The sequence below is a fragment of the Gluconobacter japonicus genome (genome assembly GCF_002723975.1).
Classification (GTDB): domain Bacteria; phylum Pseudomonadota; class Alphaproteobacteria; order Acetobacterales; family Acetobacteraceae; genus Gluconobacter; species Gluconobacter japonicus.
The window spans coordinates 1-19,465 of record NZ_BEWO01000027.1; the positions used below are offsets into that span (position 1 = coordinate 1).

At 62.5% G+C, this 19,465-nt stretch carries 21 protein-coding genes and 1 pseudogene; 13 read left to right on the forward strand and 9 right to left on the reverse strand.

Features of this window, described 5'->3' with window-relative positions:
* From GJA01_RS12750 to GJA01_RS12760, 3 genes and pseudogenes are all read right to left on the reverse strand, one after another.
* Positions 1-344: pseudogene (locus GJA01_RS12750) on the reverse strand (hypothetical protein); the annotation flags it as partial.
* A gap of 270 nt (positions 345-614) precedes the next feature.
* Positions 615-1,052, reverse strand: coding sequence for a type II toxin-antitoxin system VapC family toxin (locus GJA01_RS12755; RefSeq protein WP_062502443.1), 438 nt, complete (start codon positions 1,050-1,052; stop codon positions 615-617).
* Positions 1,052-1,309 carry a FitA-like ribbon-helix-helix domain-containing protein gene (locus GJA01_RS12760; RefSeq protein ID WP_082785169.1) on the reverse strand — a complete coding sequence of 86 codons (258 nt, stop codon included), beginning with the start codon at positions 1,307-1,309 and terminating at the stop codon, positions 1,052-1,054. The genes GJA01_RS12755 and GJA01_RS12760 overlap by 1 nt, the downstream gene beginning before the upstream one ends.
* Positions 1,310-1,464: 155 nt before the next feature.
* On the opposite strand from GJA01_RS12760, the gene GJA01_RS12765 reads away from it, so the two are divergent.
* From GJA01_RS12765 to GJA01_RS12795, 7 genes are read left to right on the forward strand one after another with little or no spacing between them, the layout of a single operon-like run.
* Positions 1,465-1,773, forward strand: a complete 309-nt coding sequence (locus GJA01_RS12765) for a hypothetical protein (RefSeq protein ID WP_062502441.1) — start codon at positions 1,465-1,467, stop codon at positions 1,771-1,773.
* Positions 1,770-2,333: a hypothetical protein gene (locus GJA01_RS12770; protein WP_231873559.1), complete on the forward strand. Its 564-nt coding sequence runs from the start codon at positions 1,770-1,772 to the stop codon at positions 2,331-2,333. Before GJA01_RS12765 ends, GJA01_RS12770 begins: the two co-directional genes overlap by 4 nt.
* Positions 2,334-2,365: 32 nt before the next feature.
* A complete protein-coding gene (locus GJA01_RS12775) occupies positions 2,366-3,505 on the forward strand; it encodes a hypothetical protein (RefSeq protein ID WP_253783056.1) in 1,140 nt (379 codons plus the stop codon).
* Between the two features lie 18 nt (positions 3,506-3,523).
* Positions 3,524-5,290: a hypothetical protein gene (locus tag GJA01_RS12780; protein ID WP_062502440.1), complete on the forward strand. Its 1,767-nt coding sequence runs from the start codon at positions 3,524-3,526 to the stop codon at positions 5,288-5,290.
* Between the two features lie 4 nt (positions 5,291-5,294).
* Positions 5,295-7,601, forward strand: coding sequence for a DotA/TraY family protein (locus tag GJA01_RS12785; RefSeq protein ID WP_099282398.1), 2,307 nt, complete (start codon positions 5,295-5,297; stop codon positions 7,599-7,601).
* 12 nt (positions 7,602-7,613) lie between these two features.
* On the forward strand, positions 7,614-8,108 hold the full coding sequence (locus GJA01_RS12790; RefSeq protein WP_062502411.1) for a hypothetical protein: 495 nt from the start codon (positions 7,614-7,616) through the stop codon (positions 8,106-8,108).
* Entirely contained in the window at positions 8,105-8,410 is a 306-nt protein-coding gene (locus GJA01_RS12795; RefSeq protein ID WP_062502410.1) for a hypothetical protein, read from the forward strand. The genes GJA01_RS12790 and GJA01_RS12795 overlap by 4 nt, the downstream gene beginning before the upstream one ends.
* 15 nt (positions 8,411-8,425) lie before the next feature.
* Here the strand turns inward: GJA01_RS12795 and GJA01_RS12800 are convergent, their stop codons facing one another.
* The 4 genes from GJA01_RS12800 to GJA01_RS12815 all read right to left on the reverse strand — a co-directional run bounded on the left by GJA01_RS12800 (position 8,426) and on the right by GJA01_RS12815 (position 10,575).
* A complete protein-coding gene (locus GJA01_RS12800; protein ID WP_062502409.1) occupies positions 8,426-8,749 on the reverse strand; it encodes a type II toxin-antitoxin system PemK/MazF family toxin in 324 nt (107 codons plus the stop codon).
* A complete protein-coding gene (locus GJA01_RS12805) occupies positions 8,746-8,964 on the reverse strand; it encodes an antitoxin MazE family protein (RefSeq protein ID WP_061487424.1) in 219 nt (72 codons plus the stop codon). Before GJA01_RS12805 ends, GJA01_RS12800 begins: the two co-directional genes overlap by 4 nt.
* Before the next feature lie 91 nt (positions 8,965-9,055).
* The gene (locus GJA01_RS12810) at positions 9,056-9,493 is read right to left on the reverse strand and encodes a hypothetical protein (RefSeq protein WP_062502408.1); all 438 of its coding nucleotides are present in this window, start codon (positions 9,491-9,493) and stop codon (positions 9,056-9,058) included.
* A gap of 32 nt (positions 9,494-9,525) precedes the next feature.
* Positions 9,526-10,575 (reverse strand): DsbC family protein, encoded by a 1,050-nt coding sequence (locus tag GJA01_RS12815; RefSeq protein ID WP_255312282.1) that lies wholly within the window; start codon positions 10,573-10,575, stop codon positions 9,526-9,528.
* On the opposite strand from GJA01_RS12815, the gene GJA01_RS12820 reads away from it, so the two are divergent.
* The 6 genes from GJA01_RS12820 to GJA01_RS15315 all read left to right on the forward strand — a co-directional run bounded on the left by GJA01_RS12820 (position 10,574) and on the right by GJA01_RS15315 (position 15,862).
* Entirely contained in the window at positions 10,574-11,050 is a 477-nt protein-coding gene (locus tag GJA01_RS12820) for an SH3 domain-containing protein (protein WP_099282400.1), read from the forward strand. The two genes, GJA01_RS12815 and GJA01_RS12820, sit on opposite strands and share 2 nt — an antisense overlap.
* Entirely contained in the window at positions 11,047-11,775 is a 729-nt protein-coding gene (locus GJA01_RS12825) for a transglycosylase SLT domain-containing protein (RefSeq protein WP_253783104.1), read from the forward strand. The genes GJA01_RS12820 and GJA01_RS12825 overlap by 4 nt, the downstream gene beginning before the upstream one ends.
* Before the next feature lie 389 nt (positions 11,776-12,164).
* A complete protein-coding gene (gene repC, locus GJA01_RS12830; RefSeq protein ID WP_253783102.1) occupies positions 12,165-13,520 on the forward strand; it encodes a replication initiation protein RepC in 1,356 nt (451 codons plus the stop codon).
* Positions 13,517-14,845, forward strand: a complete 1,329-nt coding sequence (locus GJA01_RS12835) for an O-antigen ligase family protein (protein WP_062502582.1) — start codon at positions 13,517-13,519, stop codon at positions 14,843-14,845. Before repC ends, GJA01_RS12835 begins: the two co-directional genes overlap by 4 nt.
* 82 nt (positions 14,846-14,927) lie before the next feature.
* The gene (locus GJA01_RS12840) at positions 14,928-15,674 is read left to right on the forward strand and encodes a hypothetical protein (RefSeq protein ID WP_062502581.1); all 747 of its coding nucleotides are present in this window, start codon (positions 14,928-14,930) and stop codon (positions 15,672-15,674) included.
* Between the two features lie 11 nt (positions 15,675-15,685).
* A complete protein-coding gene (locus tag GJA01_RS15315; RefSeq protein WP_156470269.1) occupies positions 15,686-15,862 on the forward strand; it encodes a hypothetical protein in 177 nt (58 codons plus the stop codon).
* Between the two features lie 195 nt (positions 15,863-16,057).
* On the opposite strand, the gene GJA01_RS12850 is transcribed toward GJA01_RS15315, so the two are convergent.
* Complete coding sequence (locus GJA01_RS12850; RefSeq protein ID WP_062502580.1) at positions 16,058-19,216, reverse strand: error-prone DNA polymerase; 3,159 nt, start codon at positions 19,214-19,216, stop codon at positions 16,058-16,060.
* Complete coding sequence (locus GJA01_RS12855; RefSeq protein ID WP_061487432.1) at positions 19,213-19,461, reverse strand: hypothetical protein; 249 nt, start codon at positions 19,459-19,461, stop codon at positions 19,213-19,215. The genes GJA01_RS12850 and GJA01_RS12855 overlap by 4 nt, the downstream gene beginning before the upstream one ends.
* Between the last annotated feature and the right edge of the window lie 4 nt (positions 19,462-19,465).

Genomic DNA, 19,465 nt, shown 5'->3' on the forward strand with positions numbered 1-19,465 from the left:
GGGGGGGGGGGGGGGGGGGTCAATGCCCTGGCGGCGTCAGCCGCCCGTCCGCGCAGCGGACGACGTACCCCGAGGGCGCGCGCCTTGGCGCGTACCGCGCCGAGGGAACGCCCCAGTTCCTCCGCGATCTGACGGGCCGGCATCGCCGTCGGATAAGACTGCACGAGAAACTCTTCTTCGTGGTAGAGCCAGAAGCGGACACGCCGTTTTGGTTCGGGTCTGTAGTGAGGACTGGCGCGCCATTCACCGATCGTTTCATACAGTGTTGTCGTAAGCGCCGGGATCGCCGGCGCCATGACCGGTGTCTGGGGTGGTCTGTAAAAGACGATTGCGCCGTGCTGCATCGACCTTCTGTCCTTTGCTAGAGGGGGCAGTCCTTCGTGAATCTAGCATGAATAATAACGAAGTGTAACAAGTAATGCCTTGTTTTTGCTGCAAAGTTCAGATTTGCAACAGTACGAAAAAGACTCGGAAAACCGGGCCAAACACCCGCTTATGTGCCCCGAGCTAGTATAGCATGCGTAAATTGCATATCTGAAGCGCTTGCAAACCGCGTCTTTCTGGCGGCTCCGGACACGCCAGAAACGGCATCATCCTGCCCCGCGAATCGGCGGTCAACCTGGTGAGGCTGCCACCTCATTCCACGGGGAGATAACCGGAACGGGTAGTCCCGCGAAATGCTTCAGGTTCCGTGTTACCAGCGTCGCCCTGTATGCTATTGCAACGCCAGCAATTGCCGTGTCTCTGAAATCAACCGGGGTGCCCGCAGCCTGACGCTCTGCAGCAAGAAGAGCCGTTGCCTCTGCGGCCCGATCGTCGAACTCGAGGCCGCCGCCGCCGAGTTCTTCTGCCAGAACGACCGTGAAGGCACTTTCGAGAGCGCGTCGTCTGCGCCCCGCTGGTAGTCGCATTAGTCCAAAGCGGATTTCGAAAACGGTGATTGCTGTCGTTCTCAGCAGTTCATCTGTCTGCCGGTCCAGCCAGGAAATTACCGCCCTGTCCGGTTTGGAGTGCATGAGCGCGGAGATGACGTTCGTGTCGAGTATGAGCATCAGCTAAACTCTGCGGATCGAGCCATACTGCCCCTATGTTCGGGAATTTCCTCGCCCTTGCGCAGCCCGATCCTGGAAAACCGGGCGGCGATGCGATGACCGCGACCGGCCGTGTTTTTTGCCGACGCCTCTTCTGCGGCGGCCCGGGCAAGAATTTCCCGGACCTCAGCTTCAAGGCTACGCCCATGACGAACCGCCCGTTGGCGAATGGCCGCATGAACGTCATCGTTCAGATTTCGTATGACAAACTGCTTCATCTCTGCCTCCGATATCGGGATATCACTATGGTGAGGCCCAGCCTCCTTTAAGGCAAGAGATGGTTGCCCACCTTAAGTGGTCAGTGCGTGCGCGCACTCACATACGACACAGGCAAACTCCTCCTGAAGCAACGAGTTTCGGAGCAGTGCCAGAAATGGATGACAGGGGACCAGACGAGACAGGAAAGACCCTTTTGGCCGAGGGCGAGGGACAGGCGCCCGTCGTGCAGCCGTCGGGAGAGCGTCGAATCATGTCCCTCATCGGGACGCTCAGGGTCGTTACCGAGGAGCGACAGAAAGCGCGTAAGAAAGCCGTCCTGCGGCAGAGGCAGGAGGCGAAGCAGGCCGAAGGCCAGTGGCTGACGGTCGAGCGGGCCCGGGTCGTCCTCACCTGCGTAAGAGACCTTTTTCCTGATATCGCGCTGCAAACGCCTCCAGCCGTCGAGAAGGAGGAGCCGTCATGAGACGCCGGATGACAACGTCCGGTGCGGTTTTCACTCTTCTCATGGTGATGACACCGGCCACAGGGGCATGGTCCGCGGATACACCGGCGGGATGTCAGGAGCTCGTGCAGGCCGCCGCCACAGGACTGGCTGCTGATCTCAAGGCCGATGACGCCACGATCCACCAGCCGCAATCGGTCACCAAATTCACCTGTCTGGGCAATTTCTTTAACGGCATCGGCCTGGATGTCATTACCAGTGGCCTCAATGTCGCGTCCATCGCCCAGTCCGTCATGGGGAAGGTCTGCTCCGAACTGACATCCGAATGGGACAGTCTGCAGGGCACAACCCAGTGTGGCCTCTCCGTGACGGGTCTCGATACGAATTTCAATCTCGGCCTCGGAGCCGGAAGCTTCTGTCCGACCCTCAATCTCGGGGGTGGCGGAGACAGTCTCATCAGCGCCGGAACCAACAATACCGGAAATACATCGTGGGATGTGAGCGGCACAACCCAGCTTCCGGATGGCTATTCCCTTGACCTGGTCGGCACCAGCACCGGCATTTCGACGACATCACAATGAGCCTGTTTCTGAAAAAACGGCTGCGCATTGTCGTGATCGCAGCCTTTGCGTTCGGGCTGGGGGTGCTGGCGGCGCCGAGGCCGGCCTATGCCCTGTTTGACTCTGGAGCGATCGTTGCCGCAATCGGGGCCTTGCAGGGCGCCATGGATAGCGTGATCAAGGCAACCAGTTCCGCTCTGAACTCCAGCCTCGGCCTGATCAACGGGTCCCTTGGCAGCGGCTTCACCCAGCTCAGCAATTACATGAAGGCTCAGGTTGGCGCTCAGGAGCAGATCTCCGATGCGAACAACCTCGTTCAGGCGCGCCTTGCCCGTGATGTGCGCAATGCCGAGCAGCGGGACAATCATGCTGTCAACCGGCAGGACTGCCTGAACCTTGAAGGCGGCCAGGCGGCCGTAGTCGCGGCCCGTAATGGAGGCGATGTTGCCGCCGCGCTCGACAAGGGCAAGGATCTTCGCGCACAGGCCCACAAGGGCACGCCGGCATGGGAAGGCGCAGGACAGGCGGCCCAGGCCGCGAATAACAATCATTTCAGCTTGTATTGCTCCGATGCCGAAGCGGATGCCGGTGTGTGCTCGCTTGCCAACGAGGACCAGCGTGACGCCGACCAGAATGTCGGCAGCCTGCTGTCGACCCCGGTGTATACCGACAAGACAGCGATCACCCGGGCCAATGATTATGCGACAACACTTATCCAGCCATTCGCGCCCGCGGCCCTTCGCGGCAGCAACCTGACATCAATTGAAGGACAGGCCGCACTACCCGGCAGGCGGTCCTATAATGCGGCCATCTCCCTTGCCCAGCATGTCGGCGACGACATTGTCGGCTGGCACGCCAACACCGTCACCCTGAGCACAGCCCAGAAAGCCGAGGCGACGCGCGAAGGGATCCGCAATACGGATGTCGGCAGCGAATACGAGGCCACGGAACTGGAGATCAATCGCAAATACAGTGGGACGGACTGGCAGGCGGATCTGCAGGCCATGCCGAGCCCGAAATCCGTTCTGATCCAGATCGCGATGCTTGATAGCCAGAGGAACTGGCTGCTCTGGCAGCAGTACAAACTGGATCAGCAGCGCGCCCTGATGGAGGCCGACCGCCTTGCGATCGAGGCGGAACATCGGCTGAGGCCCGTGTCGCCCATGCCTGTTCCCACGACAACATTGCAATAGAAGAAGGAGCTGTCTGACATGTCGGAAACGCTGACACCGCCTCCTGGTCCGCTTGGATCAGCACTGGCTGCCCTTGATGCGCAACAGGCCCGTCTTCCGGAGGCCGAACGGGGGTTGGGGAAAGAACTCGCAGACCTGCGTGACAGGCTTCGTGGCGATCCCGCTCTTGAACAGGACGCCCGGTTTACAACCGAGGTCGCATGGCTCGTGCAGGACTGGCAGGCCTTTAGCGGAACGGGCGAGCCGCCCCGGATTTCGCCAGTGGTTCTGGCTGGGCTGCAGAACTTCGCCGGCGCTGTGCCCGGCCTTGAAAATGAGGAAATCCGCTCGCTTCTGGAGCGGACGGGGGAGCTGGACGATCGCGCCCTTGTCCAGGATATCCGGCAGAAGGCGCTCGAGGTCGCCGCCATGTCTCCGGAAGAACAGGCGTCCGTTGTCGCCGCACGGATTGCCGCCGTGCTTGACTACCGGTTCGGTCAGGCCGTTGCGTCACCAGCACCAGCACCAGCACCAGCACCAGCACCAGAAGCCACACCGCCGGTTGAAAACGTGGCCCAGCAGCCGGTCGAACCTGCCATGGCAGCCTCACCCGCGCAGACGGAGCGGGGCGAAGAAGCGGCCGGCCTGACGCCGCCGTCTCCGGCGGAGGCTGCGCCTGCCGCAGACCAGCCCGTAACGCCGGACGCACCGGTTGCTGTTCCCGGTGACATGCCGCAGGACGGATTTAATCCAGGGGATCCGTATAATGGCGGTCAAGGAGACCGCGAAGCCGATGGCCCACCAGACCATTTTGCGGACGATCCCGGTTATCAGGCTTCGTTTGAACGGGAAGCGGAAATGAGTCGGGCAGCGGAAGATGACGCCCGCCAGAGGGACGGACGTCCCCCGGCAGGTCCGGCAGAAGCTGGCCCCCCGGAAAACGGTAACGCTCCCGGTGGAGCCGCACGGGACGACGCCGTACGCGCTGAAGATAATAAGCGAGCGACGGAAGTAGAAAATGTTCTTCCGTCCACAGAAAATAGTGCAGCGCCGCAGGGAGGCTCTGCCCGGCCCCAGCAAAAACCGCATCAGGACGCGTCCGTGCAAAAGCAGCCGAATGCGTCGTCCCCTCAGCAGGAGGGCAATGATACGAAGCCGGTGGTCTCGAGACCGGACACGGCGGCAAGCACTCTAGCAGCCCCGGGTGCTTCCATGCGCAGTCAGTTTGCGAACTGGAGCGGCGAGCAGGCTGCCAGGAGTCGGGCGCGCTTTATCGAGGAGCGGGTCAGGAAAGTGCGCGACGCGACTCACGCGCTCGAAGAGGACATCACGGTCCTGCGGACTGTTGGCAAGGAGTTCTTCGAGGCGTTCGACAGGGCCGTCGAGAAGGAGGCGTCAAAGGATGGCGCCCGGACCGTCATCGCCGGCATGACGACGGATGGCCCCTATAAGGAACTGCGTTCCCAGCTTGACGCCACGTTCAGCGAGACGCCGGCCTTTGCCGCCGCCTGGAACAAGTTGCGCCAGTCCGCGGCCACTCTTGGCGCGGAAACGCAGAATCTCATGACAAGTGCCGTTCAGCGCGATGCCGTTGGTGAGCCAAACGTCAAATCGGCCGAGGAAGATGCCGCGCGCACGGCATACAAGCTGGAAAGCCTCCCGGGGAGAGAGCCGGGAAAGGATCTTCTCAAGGAAATCAATACCGCCCTTGAAAATCTGGTGAAGCAGTTCCGCAATTTTTTTACCAGGGAGCGCCAGCAGGAAAGGGAACGCGCTCCGGACAACAGCCCGAGCCCGGGACTGTAATCTGATGGCATGCTGGATCCGCTCCCTCGGCCGCGATCGGGCCTTTCCGGGCTTTGCCGCGCTGGTGGCATTCTGTCTCATGCCGCACGTGGCGCTGGCCGCAGACGGTGCGAACGCCGTGTCCTGGAGCGATCTCAGCGCCGGTGACGACTGGACCGCCCGGGTTCTGGACTCCCTCTTCCCCATGTCGTCAGGGGTGTCCACCGCGACCGGGACCATGATCCAGTATATTTCCGCGTATGCCATGCTGATTGCCGCGTTCTGGATCTCCTACGCCTCGATCATCCAGATTCACAGGACAGCAGAGAGCGGCAAGATCCTCTCCGCACATTTCTCTGGCTGGGTGCCGGTCCGGATCGTGATGGCGACCGCCTTCATGGTTCCGGTTCCGTCCAGTAATGGCTTTTCGGTCGGGCAGTATATTCTTGTCCAGTCCGGGAAGACGGCGGTCGGTATGGCGCGCAATCTCAATGACGTGGTCGCAAAGGCGGTCGGTCCGGATGCCCTTCCTCTGGCCGAGCCCATTATTCCGGGCACCCGTCAGGTTGTCATGGCGGTGATGGAGAGCGAACTGTGCCGGGCGCTCGTCAACAAGGCCGCGAATAATGACTCTCTCGCCCCTGAACCCTCGGTCGTGAACCCCGGCAACGGCCGGCCGGTAACCGTCGATTACGCTCTGGCTCAGGGCGATGCAGGGGGTGCCGCGACCTGCGGGAGCATCCGCGTCATGCTCCCGACCCAGGCCACACAGGTGCTCATGGGCTCGACAATCGATCTCTCGGGCATGGCCTCCCAGCAGGTCGCGGCTCTGAACAGCCTGATCAGTGGGATCCGTCCCGCCATGACGTCGCTGGCCGACACGTTATGGCAGACTCGCAACGCCACGGCCCTGCGTGCGATGGATGCCGTTCTGTCGGACCAGAGCGCCAGTTATGCCAACGCCCTGAGTTCCGCCGCCAGCGGAATGGTCAGCCGGATCCGGGCGCAGTATTCCGACGGCGCGTCGTCCACGACTGATTCCGGCTATGTCGCGATGAAAAACCTCGGATGGAGCGGTCTGGGGGCCTACTACCTCGAAATCTCCCGGCTGAATGCGGAAGTGCTGTCGATGGCGTCGATCGTCCCGTCGGTCACCTATCCAAGCTGGCAGGGGCTGGGACCTCTCCTGACGCAGGATCTCGCCCCGACCATTGATGCGATCGAGGCCTATCAGGGCGCGCAGGAAAAGGCCATCAGCAGCACCGATACGGCCAGCGCACCTGACGGGGCCACCCGTCTGTTCCATGACGGGCAGATCCCGAATTCAACCGAGACCGCTCTGGATCGGGCGCTGCAGGCGGTCGGGGTCACCAACGGTGTGATGACCTTCATCGTCAACCATATCATCTCACCCACATCCGGTTCGGACTGGACAGATCCGCTCGGGGCCATGATCAGTCTGGGTCATCTCCTGATCCATACAGCCCTCGCCATCATCGGCGCGGCGGCTCTGGCGAGCAGCAAGACCGCGAGCGGCCTTGCCACAGCCGCCAATCTCGTGACCGGCGACCTGCCGGCCGCAGCGGCCTCGGCCGCCACCTTTACACTAAGCGGCCTGATCAAGGCGTTGCTGACGCCTATCTTCGCAGGTGCGTTCCTGTTGCTGGCCCCCGGGATCACGCTGGCTTACGTCCTGCCGATGACGCCCTTTGCCTACTGGATGGCGGGCGTGGCCGGGTGGTATCTGGTGATGATCGAAGGGGTGGTCGGCTTTCCCCTGTGGATGCTCGCGCATATGGTGTTTCAGGGCGAAGGGCTGCATGGCAGGGGCCTGCGGGGCTACGAAATTCTCTTCACCATTATTTTCCGGCCGGTGATGATGATTGCCGGGCTTATGTTCAGCTACACATTGTTCGCAGCGATCTCATGGCTGATCATGAAAGGCTTTACTGTCGCCACCGGTTTCGTGTTTGATCATGGCCGGCCGATGGACAATCTGATTGGCCTGATCGTGCTGCTGTGCATGTTCGTGACGATGGAGATGAGCCTTGCGGTCATGGCGTTCCGCCTGATCTCGACGCTGCCTCACCATATTCCGGCCATGGCGGGCATGACCAGCATCGGACGTGTGGACAGCGATGATTTCTCGGAGCGCAATACAGGACGTGGGGTTGCTGCACCCACAGACAAGGCGGCCAAGATGGCGCGGGCCACAGTCACATCTGTCGGGAGTATAGGATCTGCAGAGGGGAATGCCGAGGGCGCGGCCACGCAACCGGTCGATCCGGTAACGCGTTCCATCATGCTGATTGCCGGTCCCACCGAAGAATAGGAGAGCCACATCATGGCAGGGATGCTTGAATTCGATCAGCTTTGCCGGATCAGGGAAGCCACAGAGCGCGCGGCGCGGCAGGTCGGGAATATGGTTCCTCTGGCGGCCTATAATAATCTTGTCGCCTTGTATAATACGCTGTCGGCGCAGCATCACGCCCTTGCAACCGAGCGCGATACGCTCAGGGAGGAGCGAGACCAGGCGCTGGAAAGCCTTGCTGTGGTCAGACGCAATCGTGACGAGTTTGAGGCTTGGGGCCATAAAGCACTGGAAAATCTCAAGCTCACGGAGAAAGAACTGAGCGAAGAAAGGCGCAGTCTCGATCTCGTCCGCGGAGAGCGTGATCGGGCGAAGGCTGATCTGAAAACGCTGCAGGCCAAATATGACGACCTCTACGTCAAAGGGCGCGCCAACCGGGATTGGTGGAAGGCACGGGCGGAAAAAGCCGAGGCGGAGCTCGCGGCGCTGAGAGCGTCCATGCGCCCAACAGCGGCGAGCGTCGCATGACAGGGAGGACTCTTTCTGTTGCGCTGCTCGGTTTCGCGTTACTGGGGCTCACAGGCTGCGGACATGGCAACATCCGGTCCGTCGCGTCCTACAATGCCCCGCCACCCCCGAAAGTCAGGCATCCCCTGTTTGATCCTTACGCGCCTTACGGGTCAGCCCCGGCAGTCTGGCAACCTGCCCTTGCGTCAAGACAGGGCACGATCGTCAAGCCGAACGACCCTGTCGATCAGGGCGACCGCCCGGATTACGAAGGTGCAAAATGGGGGATTGATCACCAGACGGCCAGGGCGGGAACGTTCTGAGGCGAGATCGCGGGCTCAGGTGAGCCCCAGGAACAGTGCCAGAGAGCGGTTAACGGAAAGCATGAGGGCATCACTGGCGGTCCCGAAAGCAGGGCTCACCTTCTCCCGGGAGATCGTGCTGAGTTTGTCAATCATGATCTGAGAGGCCTTACGGAGTCCGTTTCGCTCGTCCGGTATAATTGTCACGCGTAACAGGGGAGCGTCCACAAGGGCGCTGGTGACGGGTAAAATCGTCAGGGCGGCTGTCGCGTCGAAGCGATCGGCCTGAACGACCAGAGCAGGCCGTGGCTTACCAAGATCTCCTTGCAGGGCGACCGTTACGAAGTCGCCTCGCTTCATGCCTCCCACCCGTCCAGATCACCAGACGCTGCGTCGAGGAAGGATGCAAGGGATGGATCATGCGCGTCTGCCTTAGCGACCAGTCCCGCCTGGCGCTGGCATTCGGCATCGAACCCAGGTGCGCGGGTATCGGGAACCCAGATTTGAACGGGCCGGAGACCCGCCTTTCGAAGTGTGTCGCGGCGCTTCCGCACGCGCATGGCAACAGGCGTCATGGTGTTTTCTCCTTCAGTTACATGTAACATCTCGATGCGGAGATTACTACCCGAAAACCCGGGATTAAACAGCCAACGACAAGCGGTCGTTTCATCGGGGCCAGAGATTCCTTCCGTCTGAGAGGAACGCCAGCAACCCGCCCGCCTGACCGGTTCGGGCCTGCCAGTTTGTCAGCGCCAGAATAAGGAACTGACTTCCCAGAACCACGGCCATTGCGAGTTTGACGATGCTGGGCGGGCTGAAGATATCGGCTCCGCTCACGAACACCGTGCGGCTCCAGAAAATCAGGTCCACACTCATCAGTACGCCGAACAGACGACCCAGTGTGCGGCTTCGGGCGCGGGTCTGCTCAAGAGCCTGCAGCGTCGCCACATCTTCTGAACGGATGGCATCCTGATCCGGAAGAACGAGTGTTTTCTGGACGGTGTCCGCAGGAATCCGGCTCAGGGCCTGCATCCCGGCACGGCCCGCCCGGTAACCTGGCCGGAACGCAAAGACAAACGGGCGCGCCAGCCAACCGATCAGCAAGAGCGCGCGCCGTGTCCATCCCCGCCTGGCCCTCATGACGGCAGGCTCGCAAGGAACTGGTTCAGATCGTCAGGCGTTCCGGCCTCCTGCCGTATCGTGCCCGTCCGGTCCTTCCAGACCAGCGTTGGCGTCCCGCGCATGCCAATGGCGTGAGCGGCCGAGAGATTGAGAGTCAGGGCGGCCTGGGCAACGGGGGACGGCGCCTTTTGCATATCCGCATGTCCAAGGCCACTGAGATGACGCCAGACATCGCCCATGGCGTGCGGATCGGCCGACAGCAGTTCCAGGGCGGCAGGCGTGCTGGCCCCGTTGTTCTCGTGGTCGTTGATCGAGACCGGCACCAGTGCAAGCTGAAGCCTGCCCGAGGCGGTATAGGGCGCAAGCGCGCTGAACGCCCGGGTTGAGAACGGGCAGAGCGGGTCAATGAGCATGTAGACCCTTGGCGCACCATCGCGTCCTTCCAGCCCGAAATGCGCGGCAGCCAGCCGGGCCACCGGATCAGTCGTGGCCTGGCCGGGGGGCTGCGTCGCGGGAACGCCGGCTGACGGCGCGGTCGCAGGGGCCCAGTGCACGGTCGGTACGGTTCCCGGGATCGCCGCCACCTGTGAGCGGGTGATGTTGTGACCTGCCGCGTCCCACATGACGCCGCCGATCTCCGCCTGGTCGTCAGGCGTGAGGTAGAACACCCGGAACTGACTGCCACTTCGGGCAAACACGGCATGGAGCCCGTGTTCGGTCGGGAGGCGGTAAAGTACCGCCCCATGGCTGACAATGCGCCGCAGCGCCGGAGACGCGGCAATCTCGGCGGCCGGGATGGTCGGGGGCATGACCGGGCCAGCCCCGGGGAGGGGCGTTGGCGCAATCGGTTCAGGCGCGGGACAGGCAGGCGCGGCGAGCGCGAGGGCAGGCGTGGAAAGCGCCACGAGGGCGGTCAGTAAGGGACGCATCGGATCAATCCTCCTGACGCCCATCCTGCGGCCATCGTTTGTGAGTGCCGCGCGAAAAAAATGCTCCTCCTGTTCGCACTCACAAATGGCCCGCGCATCATGAGAGCAGGTTTCACAGTCCGGAGCTTGCTTCATGTTTCGATTCGCCTGGCCGCCGCTCGCCGCCGCCCTGATTGCTCTTGTGCCCCCCTGCGCGCATGCACAGCATCTTTCGGCTGAGCAGCTCGATCGCCTCTCGCAGGAGCGCCAGAAAGAGATTGGTCCCCGTGACTGGGGACCGCCCCCGTCCGGTCAGGGGGGTGGCGTACAGGAGACCCGTCCGGTTCCCACGCCTGTCCGCTGCATGAGCCCCCGAGAGGATTTCGAGCCTCTTTACGCCGAACCGCGGGCGTCGTCGCGCCAGATCGGCACGGCAGCGCCCCAGATTGCCGTGACCGACGAGGTGCGCGACGGCTGGCGCAAGGTGCTGCGCCGAGGGACGGTGTATGCGTGGATCCCTCAGAGCGATGTTGTGCCCTATCGTCCCCTGGTCGCCGGCGCCAGGACCCGTTGTGAGGTGGCGGGCGAAGCGGCGGACGGCATGGTGCTCTTTACCCATCCGGCGCCATGAGGCGTGTTTTCGGGGAGCCGCGTCGCATCCTCGCCGGGAGCGTGGCGCTGCTCATACCGGCTGCTGCCCTGGCCTCCGTGCCACAGCAGGTCGTGCCGGTCGCGTCCGAGCTGGGCACGCCCACCTTCACGGCGCCGGTCAGCAGCAGTGGCGAGACGACCGGGAGCACGGCCAGCACGTCGTATGAGGGCGCATGGGGCACGTCTGACGCCTATCAGTCGATGCTCAACCAGAGCTATGGCGCTGACGCCGTGGCGGCCGCGCAGGCGGCCGGGATCAATCCGGATACGCTGGCGGCCTTCGGGCAGATCGAAAGCCATTTCCAGAATGTCGGCAACAGCACCTCGAGCGCCAACGGCGTATGGCAGATCACCAACGGCACCTGGGACCAGTATGCGTCGAAACTGGGCCTGAGCAGCGCGGACCGGTCTGACCCGGCAGCCCAGGCGAAGGTCGCGAGCGCCATCATCAGTGACTACTCGGCGGCCGTGAGCCGGGCCACGGGCACGGCCGCGACCGGAACGCAGGTTTACGGCGCCTACATGTTCGGAACGAAAGCCGGCGCGGAAATCGCCACCGAAAAGAATGCCAGCACGCCGCTGAGCGCATTCGTCTCCAGCAGCACCCTGGCGGCCAACCATATGAGTGGCTGGACGGTCGGGCAGTATCAGCAGACGGTGGCCCAACGCATGGGCAGCGGCGCATCGGAGGCGGTGACGGGATGAGGGCGCTGCGCCAATTTGGACACATCAAGCCACGGATAAATAAGAGAAAACTGTCTTCAGTCCGGTTTTTCGGGTTGTTGCCTTCGCGAAAGGGCGGCAGGATGTCTGATCGTCCCCGCACCGTCATTCCGGCGGTCGCGGCGAGTCGTGCACGAGGACCCCCATGACGTAGCCCGCTCATACCAAAAACCCTGCCTCCCCCGATTCGGCGATCGGAAGAGCCAGGGCCCTGGCAGTTTGTAGAGATGTTAGATGAAGCCACCACAGAAATCGGCTTCATCTAACGTCCGCCCCGTCGGAAACGCAAGTAAAAAATTGCGAACGGGAGCATTTTGTCTGTGGCCTGGCCGGGAGGTGGTTCCCTGACCTTCTCAGACAGGACCGACCTGATGACCCTATCTTCCGGGATGGAGGCGGTTGCGCCCTCCCTGCCCCTGTCGCGCCGGGGACGGCGACGGCTCAGTCTTTCCATGCTCGCCGCACGTGACGAACTCACGACCCCGCCCCCGGCCTGTCCGGGAAAATGGGACGTGGCCAATGTGCTGAAATCCCTGCGCGGGTGCCTGCCCGTCAGCCGGGCGGCCGCGGCCACCCTGATTGTCATGGTCGAGAAGACGCGTCCGGAAGACTGGGAGCCTCTGGGCACACCGTTCATCTATGCCCACAACGCGACGCTGATGGGCTGGACCGGCCTGTCACGCTCCGCCCTTCAGCGTCATATCCGTGAGCTGGCCGAGGCAAGGTTTCTGGTGCCCCAGGACGGCCGCAACGGCCAGCGGGGCCGACGGTGGCAGGGGCAGGATGGAGAGATGCGCGTCGGATTCAATCTGGCCGCCCTGCGCTATCGCTGGCCCGAGCTTCTCGCGCTGGCGGACCAGGCGCGCCAGAACCGGGAGCGGATCCAGTTTTTGCGGACCGCGATTGCTGATCTCAACGAGATTGTGCGGGCGAGGGCGGAATGCCTCGGGCAGGATGATGCCGCCACTGAAGCCGCTCGGATCATGCTGGCCCGTCTGCGGGTGCGCCGCATCGAGACGCTCGAGGGCCTGTATGAGGCCATGGTGACGCTTCACGAGACCCTTGATCGGGCCGGGAAAGAGGGCACACAGCCCCATCCTGTGGAAAACCCTGATAAATCAGAGCGATATACACCAAAAGTGAGGCCCATGGGCCCCGAAAATGGGGCCCACTATACAAATACAAAAAACATTCAATCTTCTTACGAAGTAGTTCCTGTAGCGGCCACAGGCCGCAAACGCATTGAAGCAATGCGGCGTGCGGAGCCGGAGTTTCCCGACCGACCGTCAGCGGAAACGGGACGCTCGGCCTTGCGGGGATTCAAGGGAACCGCCCTGTTCTATCTCGAGATCTGTGCGGGTCTGCGCGAGTTCTGTACGAGTGCCCGTCCGTCCAGTGAGGACCTGATTGTCGGAGCGGAGTATCTTTCCGGCCGGATCGGCGTGTCCCATCATGCGTGGGGGCAGGCCTGTGTCGTACTGGGCCGCCTTCAGGCGGCGATCTGCGTGATCATGATGGCAGCCCGTCTCGAACGGGGCGCCATCATCCACCGGCGCGATGCCTATTTCCGGGCGCTGGTGGAACGCGGTGCAACCAGTCGTCTCTATCTTGACCGCAGTCTTTACGCGCTGCGAGACTCCCGCAGCCGCGAGACCGGCATGCTGGTGGAGGCCGGGATCATGAGGTCCAGATCGCAGACATATCAGAACAGAGGGAAACCGGCGTGAACGAAAACAGGGCAGGGGCGTCAGGGTTCCTTCGGGGCCTCGACCGGGTCGGCGGCTGGGCGACGCTTCTGCTTCCCGTCTTCCTGGTCCATTTCCGCGGGATCGCCGAGGGCATTCTGGATGGACTGGCAATCGGATTTCTGATGAGGAGCGCGATGTGCCGCGACTGGCGCTGGATCCGGTCATATTTTGTCTGGCCGGTCTTCCTGTGGTGGGGCTGGATCGTGCTCTGCTCGGTCCCGCGTGCCTGGCCCGCCATGCCGGATGATGTCGACGTCATGATCCAGGCGCTGGTCGCTCTCCGCTTCCCGGTAGCCGCTTTTGCTCTGGCGTTCTGGACCTTGCAGGATCCACGGACGCAGGCCCGGGTGCGGTGGATTGTCACGGCCTGTGTGGTCTATATCGGCGTGCAGCTTCTCTGGCAGGCGGTGACAGGATCCAATTTCTTTGGCAACCCCCGCTTTGGGGACGGGACGTTGACCGGTCCATATGACAAGCCGCGTGCCGCAGCACCCTTCTCCCGGCTGGCTCTTCCGGTGGCCCTATGGGCCGGGGCCGCTCTGGCATTGCGCGCCCGGCAGAGGTGGGTACGGGCAACGGCCTTTGCGATGACCCTGCTGCTGGTTCTGGCCCTTCTGGTTCTGGCCGGACAGCGCATGGCGTTGGCCACGTTTCTGCTCGGGGTGGGCGTGGCGGCGGTGTTGCTGCCGAAATTGCGCTACCAGGCTCTGGCTGTTCTGGCCCTTACGCCTCTGTTTGTTGCAACGATCATGGTCGCCGCCCCGGGGGCTTTCGGGCATCTTGTGCTCAAGACAGAGGGGCAGCTGCGACATTTTGCAGGCTCCGATTACGGTCTGATCTACAACCGGGCGCTCATGATGGCGCAGGATCATCCGCTGACCGGACTGGGCTACGATGCCTACCGGCATCATTGTCGGGATACGGTTTTTCAGAAGGCGGGGACATTTGCTCCCGTGCCCGATGGTGGTGGCGAACGGATTTGTGTGCAACATGCCCATAATCACTGGCTCGAGGCCCTGAGCAATGGTGGTGTCCCCGGTCTGGTCGGGTTCGGGCTGATGATTATCGCCTGGGGATGGGCGTTACTGGCGCCGTTAAGGGGGTGCGCGCCTCTCGTGACGGATCCGGCCGAACGGGCCTGGCAGGCGGGCCTGCTTGCGGCATTCGTCATGCAGGAATGGCCCCTTGCCTCCAGCAGCGCTTTTCTGAATATGCCGTTGGGAGGTGTGGCGTTCCTCCTTCTGGGGCTTGGCCTCTGTCCGGTTGCTCGAAATGTGTTGTCCAGTCGAGCAACCCGCGAGTGATCGTACTCACAAACGGGATTGGTAGGATTTCTTCATGGCGCCAGCGATTGTCGCGGCGCAGGATTTATGGAGAAACAGTCCGATGCCATCAGCTTTCCGCAGACCCGTCACATTCCTGCTGGCAGGTGCCTTGGTGGCCCTGTCGGGATGCGGCAGTTCGACGCCTACCCCCGAGCCGGTGCGCCTGAGTCAGTTCCACAAGGGCGCAGATCGTTTCAGTGTCATTACCGCGGTTGGAAAACCCGATGGGACCGTCCAGCGTGAGGGCCGCGACTGTGACATTTACCGGCTTTACACAACCGGCCTCAGCGCGGCCGGACGGGCGGGGATGACGGCCGGTGAGGTTGTAACCGGGATCGCAACACTTGGCCTGTCCGAAGCTGTCTGGGCGCCGGTGAAGGCAGGAACACGCCCGCAGCAGCATACGGTCCTGTTCTGCTTTCGTGACGACAGGCTGGTGGATCTCTACGACAAGGATCCGACCACAAGCCGGGCAGCCGATCATATGATTCTGGATCGTGACGCCTATTCGCGTCCGGTGGTGGCCAAAGCGCTGCCACCAGAACCCGTTCCGGCCGCCGGAACGGTGACGTTACCACAGATCACCCACGCCACGGTGGTCCCGCCGGCTCCTGTCTCTGCTGAGGCCTCCCCGGTTGCTGTTGAGGGGGAAGACCCGGCGACCGATGCGCTTAACGGGGTCAGTGCAACCCAGGCGACGCAGCGCAATGCGCCCGTGTGGGCCTATGCCGCCGCGCATGGGAAACAGACGGGTAAGGCGATCGCGCCAGAGCAGCCGAGCGCCAGCAGCCATTCCGTGGAGCAGTAAGGGAGATGTCCATGGGTTCAAGAACCGGCCTGCTGCTGGCAGGCTCCGCCGTTCTTGGCGGGCGACTGACCCGGTATCGCCCTGATCAGGACATTGCGTGGGTCAGTGCGCTGCTGAAACTCCTTGCCGGGAGCGTCCTGATGATCGCTGCGGTGCGGATTCTGCAAAAAGCAGTCCACAAGTGCTAAAACAGAGAGGTTATCATTCCGGATTTGACATCTGTGAGCCCGACACCGGCGATGCGGGCGAATTTCCGTGTCCAAGCATCTGCTTCCGGGGTGTTCACATTCAGAGGTATGATGATCTCCTTCGATCTCCAGTGGCGATGCAGATAACGGGAGGAGTGTCAGCAAGAGAACATCTTGCGTGACCTATGCCCGACGTCAGCGAAAATCCCGCGCCGTGATTTTCAGGCAGGTGTGTGTATGGGCATTATCGTCCCGTCCCACCGTGCGGAGCATGGGATCAAGGTCCTCCACCTCCCGGACGATGACATGCTCGACCTCTCCTTCGCGCTGCAGGGTTCCCCGGATTCCAAGACAGCTTGCACCAATCAGGATGCGGCGGTTCCGTTCGAGCATGTCCTTCCAGACGATCAGGTTTGCCACACCACTTTCATCTTCAATCGTTACGAACATGACGCCTTTGGCGGTCCCGGGCCGCTGCCGCATGAGCACAAGGCCGGCCAGCCAGACCCGCCGGCCATCACGGACCCCTTCAAGATCGCCGCAGCGCATGATGCCACGGGAGGCCAGGGCGGGGCGCAGGAAGTCCAGCGGATGCCGGCGAAGCGTCAGCCCGGCTGTCCGGTAGTCTTCCACGACCTCTCCGCCTTCGGTCAGCGGGGGCAGGGTGACATGCGGTTCGATAATTTCCGGGCGTGGCTGGTTCAGCCCCCGGTCGGCTGCCGCAAAGAGTGGGAGAGGCGCGTCCGCAAGCCCTTTGATAGCCCACAACGCGCTTCGCCGATCAAGTCCGAGGCTCCGGAAGGCATCCGCTTCGGCCAGTCGTTCGATCGCCTGCACCGGAATGTCACCCCGGCGCCACAGGTCGTCGATGTTCTCGTAAAGCGGCATTCGGTTGGCGATCAGCCGGGCGGCATGATCGTTCGATAGCCCTTTCACCAGACGGAACCCCAGACGCACGGTAAACCGTCCCCGTTCCGGGCGCCCTTCGAGAGAACAGTCCCATCGTGAGCGGTTGATGTCGATCGCCCGCACGTCGACCCCATGGGCGCGGGCATCACGCACGATCTGCGCCGGTGCATAAAAACCCATCGGCTGAGCGTTCAGAAGCGCCGCACAGAACACGTCCGGATGATGACACTTCAGATAGCTGGAGGCGTAGGCCACCAGGGCGAAGCTCGCTGCATGACTTTCGGGGAAGCCATAACTGCCAAAACCTTCAAGCTGCTCGAAGGTGCGTTCCGCGAAGGACGGATCATACCCGTTGGCCACCATGCCGTTGATGAGCTTGTCGCGAAAATGGCTCACCCCGCCTGTGAACTTGAAGGTCGCCATGGAGCGCCGCAACTGGTCCGCCTCGCCTGGCGTGAAGCCCGCGCAATGGATCGCAACCTGCATGGCCTGTTCCTGAAACAGCGGCACACCCAGCGTCTTGCCGAGGATTTTTTCCAGGGCCGGGGAAGGACAGTCAGGCTTTTCCAGCCCTTCACGTCGCCGGAGATATGGATGCACCATGTTGCCCTGGATGGGGCCGGGCCGCACGATCGCGACCTGCACGACCAGATCGTAGAACGTGTCCGGTCGCAGACGGGGCAGCATGGACATCTGGGCGCGGGATTCGATCTGGAAGGTGCCAAGCGTATCGGCCTTGCGGATCATGGCGTAGGTGGCCGGGTCCTCTGGCGGAATGCTCGCCATGTCGAGACGTCTGTGGTGATGCTGGTCCAGAAGCTCGAAGCAGCGTCGCAGGCATCCCAGCATGCCCAGACCGAGGACATCGACCTTCATGAACCGCAGTGCGTCAATATCATCCTTGTCCCAGACGATGATCTGACGGTCTTCCATGGCTGCCGGCTGGATCGGAACCAGATCATCCAGCCGGTCACGGGTGAGGACGAAGCCTCCTGGATGGGTGCCCAGCTGTCGGGGAAAGCCAAGCAGCCGTCTGGCGAGGCGCAGTGTCAACGCCAGTTTGGGTTCGCGCAGGTCAAGTCCGATATCCCTGGCGCGTGTGTCCAGAACATCCGTGTCCGTCAGGGCGGAGGCAAGGTGTTTTGATATCTGGCCAATCAGGTCTTCGGGCAGCCCCATGACCTTGCCGACATCCCGGAGCGCCCCTTTGGGCTGATAACGCATGACGGTGGCGCAGAGGGCGGCATGACCCCGTCCATAGCGCCGATAGATCCACTGGATGATCTCTTCGCGGCGGTCGCTCTCGAAATCGACATCGATATCGGGCGGTTCCTGACGTTCGGCGGAAACAAACCGTTCGAACAGCAGGCCGGAGCGTACCGGATCAATTGCCGTGATGCCCAGAACATAACACACCGCCGAATTGGCGGCCGACCCGCGTCCCTGGCAGACAATGCCCAGGGAACGTGCCTGCCGGACGATCGTATGGACCGTCAGAAAATACGGAGCGTATTCGAGTTGCGCGATGAGAGAGAGCTCGTGCGTCAGCTGATCCAGAACATCGCGCGGTGGGCCACCCGGATAACGCCCGGGCAGGGCCTCGCGCACGAGGCGGGCAAGGGTTTTCTGGGGCGTTTCCCCGGTCTCGGTCTCTTCCGGATACTGGTAGCTCAGATCCGACAGAGAGAAGTGACAGCGAAGGGCAATGTCCCGGCTGCGGGCCAGAGCGTCCTCGAAACCGGCATACTGGTGCGCCATGGTCTGCGGGGACTTGAGATGGCGGTCCCGGTAAAGTTCCCGGTGTGCGCCGAGATGCTCAAGCGTTACGCCATGACGTAATGACGTAACGACATCCTGCAGGATGTGGCGTTCGGGGGCGTGATAGAGCACATCGCCCGTCACAACGGTCGGAATACCTGCGGATCGGGCATGATGTTCGAGGCGTACCAGACGCAGCAGGTCACCAGGACGGGCACGACGGGTCAGGGCTAGATAGCCACTATTTCCATGGCGGGCCGTGAGAGCCCGGAGCTGCTCAAGCTGATACAGCAGGGCGGTCTCCTGATCAGGCGGCAGCAGGATAAAAATCAGGCCCTCCCCCTCTCGCTCCAGATCGTCCCAGTCCAGCGTGAAGACCTGCCGGTTCCCGCGCCGGTGTCCGAGTGTGAGCAGGCGGCACAACCCTCCCCAGGCCGCCCGGTCAACCGGATAGGCCAGCACGGCAGCGCCGTCCGTGAGAGCAAGGCGCGCTCCTGGTATCAGACGCACCCCCTGCTCGCGGGCCGCGACATGGGCACGGACAATTCCGGCCACCGTGTTGAAATCGGTAATCCCCAGCGCGTCGTAACCCATGTGTCGGGCCGTCGCGATCAGTTCGTCCGGGTGGCTGGCCCCGCGCAGGAAGGAGAAATTGGAAGCGACCTGCAGTTCGACATAGCCCGTCATGAAGAAGACGCCCCGCTCCGGTCGGCATTGGGATGACGGTGCTGGCTGGTATCGGGTAAAGCGGCGCTCTGCGTACGCATCAGCCGGAAGCCGCAGCGCTGGAGATGGGTAACAAGGCGCTGTGCCACGAGGGCGGCCATCAGTTCGTCGGCATCATGTGTGCGGCGTCGGCCGTCAAAGCGCAGCGCGTGCATCAGGGCGTCAGCAATTTCTTCCGCTGTGGCCGGTTTGAGACTGTCCGTCATGGTC

Coding starts and splice junctions, on each gene's coding strand:
- GJA01_RS12825 (WP_253783104.1), top strand. CDS start 11,047: ATGAGGCGTGTTTTCGGGGAGCCGCGTCGCATCCTCGCCGGGAGCGTG.
- GJA01_RS12800 (WP_062502409.1), bottom strand. CDS start 8,749: ATGAAGCGAGGCGACTTCGTAACGGTCGCCCTGCAAGGAGATCTTGGT.
- GJA01_RS12850 (WP_062502580.1), bottom strand. CDS start 19,216: ATGACGGGCTATGTCGAACTGCAGGTCGCTTCCAATTTCTCCTTCCTG.
- GJA01_RS12815 (WP_255312282.1), bottom strand. CDS start 10,575: ATGAAGCAAGCTCCGGACTGTGAAACCTGCTCTCATGATGCGCGGGCC.
- GJA01_RS12780 (WP_062502440.1), top strand. CDS start 3,524: ATGTCGGAAACGCTGACACCGCCTCCTGGTCCGCTTGGATCAGCACTG.
- GJA01_RS12785 (WP_099282398.1), top strand. CDS start 5,295: ATGGCATGCTGGATCCGCTCCCTCGGCCGCGATCGGGCCTTTCCGGGC.
- GJA01_RS12760 (WP_082785169.1), bottom strand. CDS start 1,309: ATGAAGCAGTTTGTCATACGAAATCTGAACGATGACGTTCATGCGGCC.
- GJA01_RS12790 (WP_062502411.1), top strand. CDS start 7,614: ATGGCAGGGATGCTTGAATTCGATCAGCTTTGCCGGATCAGGGAAGCC.
- repC (WP_253783102.1), top strand. CDS start 12,165: ATGACCCTATCTTCCGGGATGGAGGCGGTTGCGCCCTCCCTGCCCCTG.
- GJA01_RS12840 (WP_062502581.1), top strand. CDS start 14,928: ATGCCATCAGCTTTCCGCAGACCCGTCACATTCCTGCTGGCAGGTGCC.
- GJA01_RS12770 (WP_231873559.1), top strand. CDS start 1,770: ATGAGACGCCGGATGACAACGTCCGGTGCGGTTTTCACTCTTCTCATG.
- GJA01_RS12820 (WP_099282400.1), top strand. CDS start 10,574: ATGTTTCGATTCGCCTGGCCGCCGCTCGCCGCCGCCCTGATTGCTCTT.
- GJA01_RS12755 (WP_062502443.1), bottom strand. CDS start 1,052: ATGCTCATACTCGACACGAACGTCATCTCCGCGCTCATGCACTCCAAA.
- GJA01_RS12795 (WP_062502410.1), top strand. CDS start 8,105: ATGACAGGGAGGACTCTTTCTGTTGCGCTGCTCGGTTTCGCGTTACTG.
- GJA01_RS12805 (WP_061487424.1), bottom strand. CDS start 8,964: ATGACGCCTGTTGCCATGCGCGTGCGGAAGCGCCGCGACACACTTCGA.
- GJA01_RS12855 (WP_061487432.1), bottom strand. CDS start 19,461: ATGACGGACAGTCTCAAACCGGCCACAGCGGAAGAAATTGCTGACGCC.
- GJA01_RS12765 (WP_062502441.1), top strand. CDS start 1,465: ATGGATGACAGGGGACCAGACGAGACAGGAAAGACCCTTTTGGCCGAG.
- GJA01_RS15315 (WP_156470269.1), top strand. CDS start 15,686: ATGGGTTCAAGAACCGGCCTGCTGCTGGCAGGCTCCGCCGTTCTTGGC.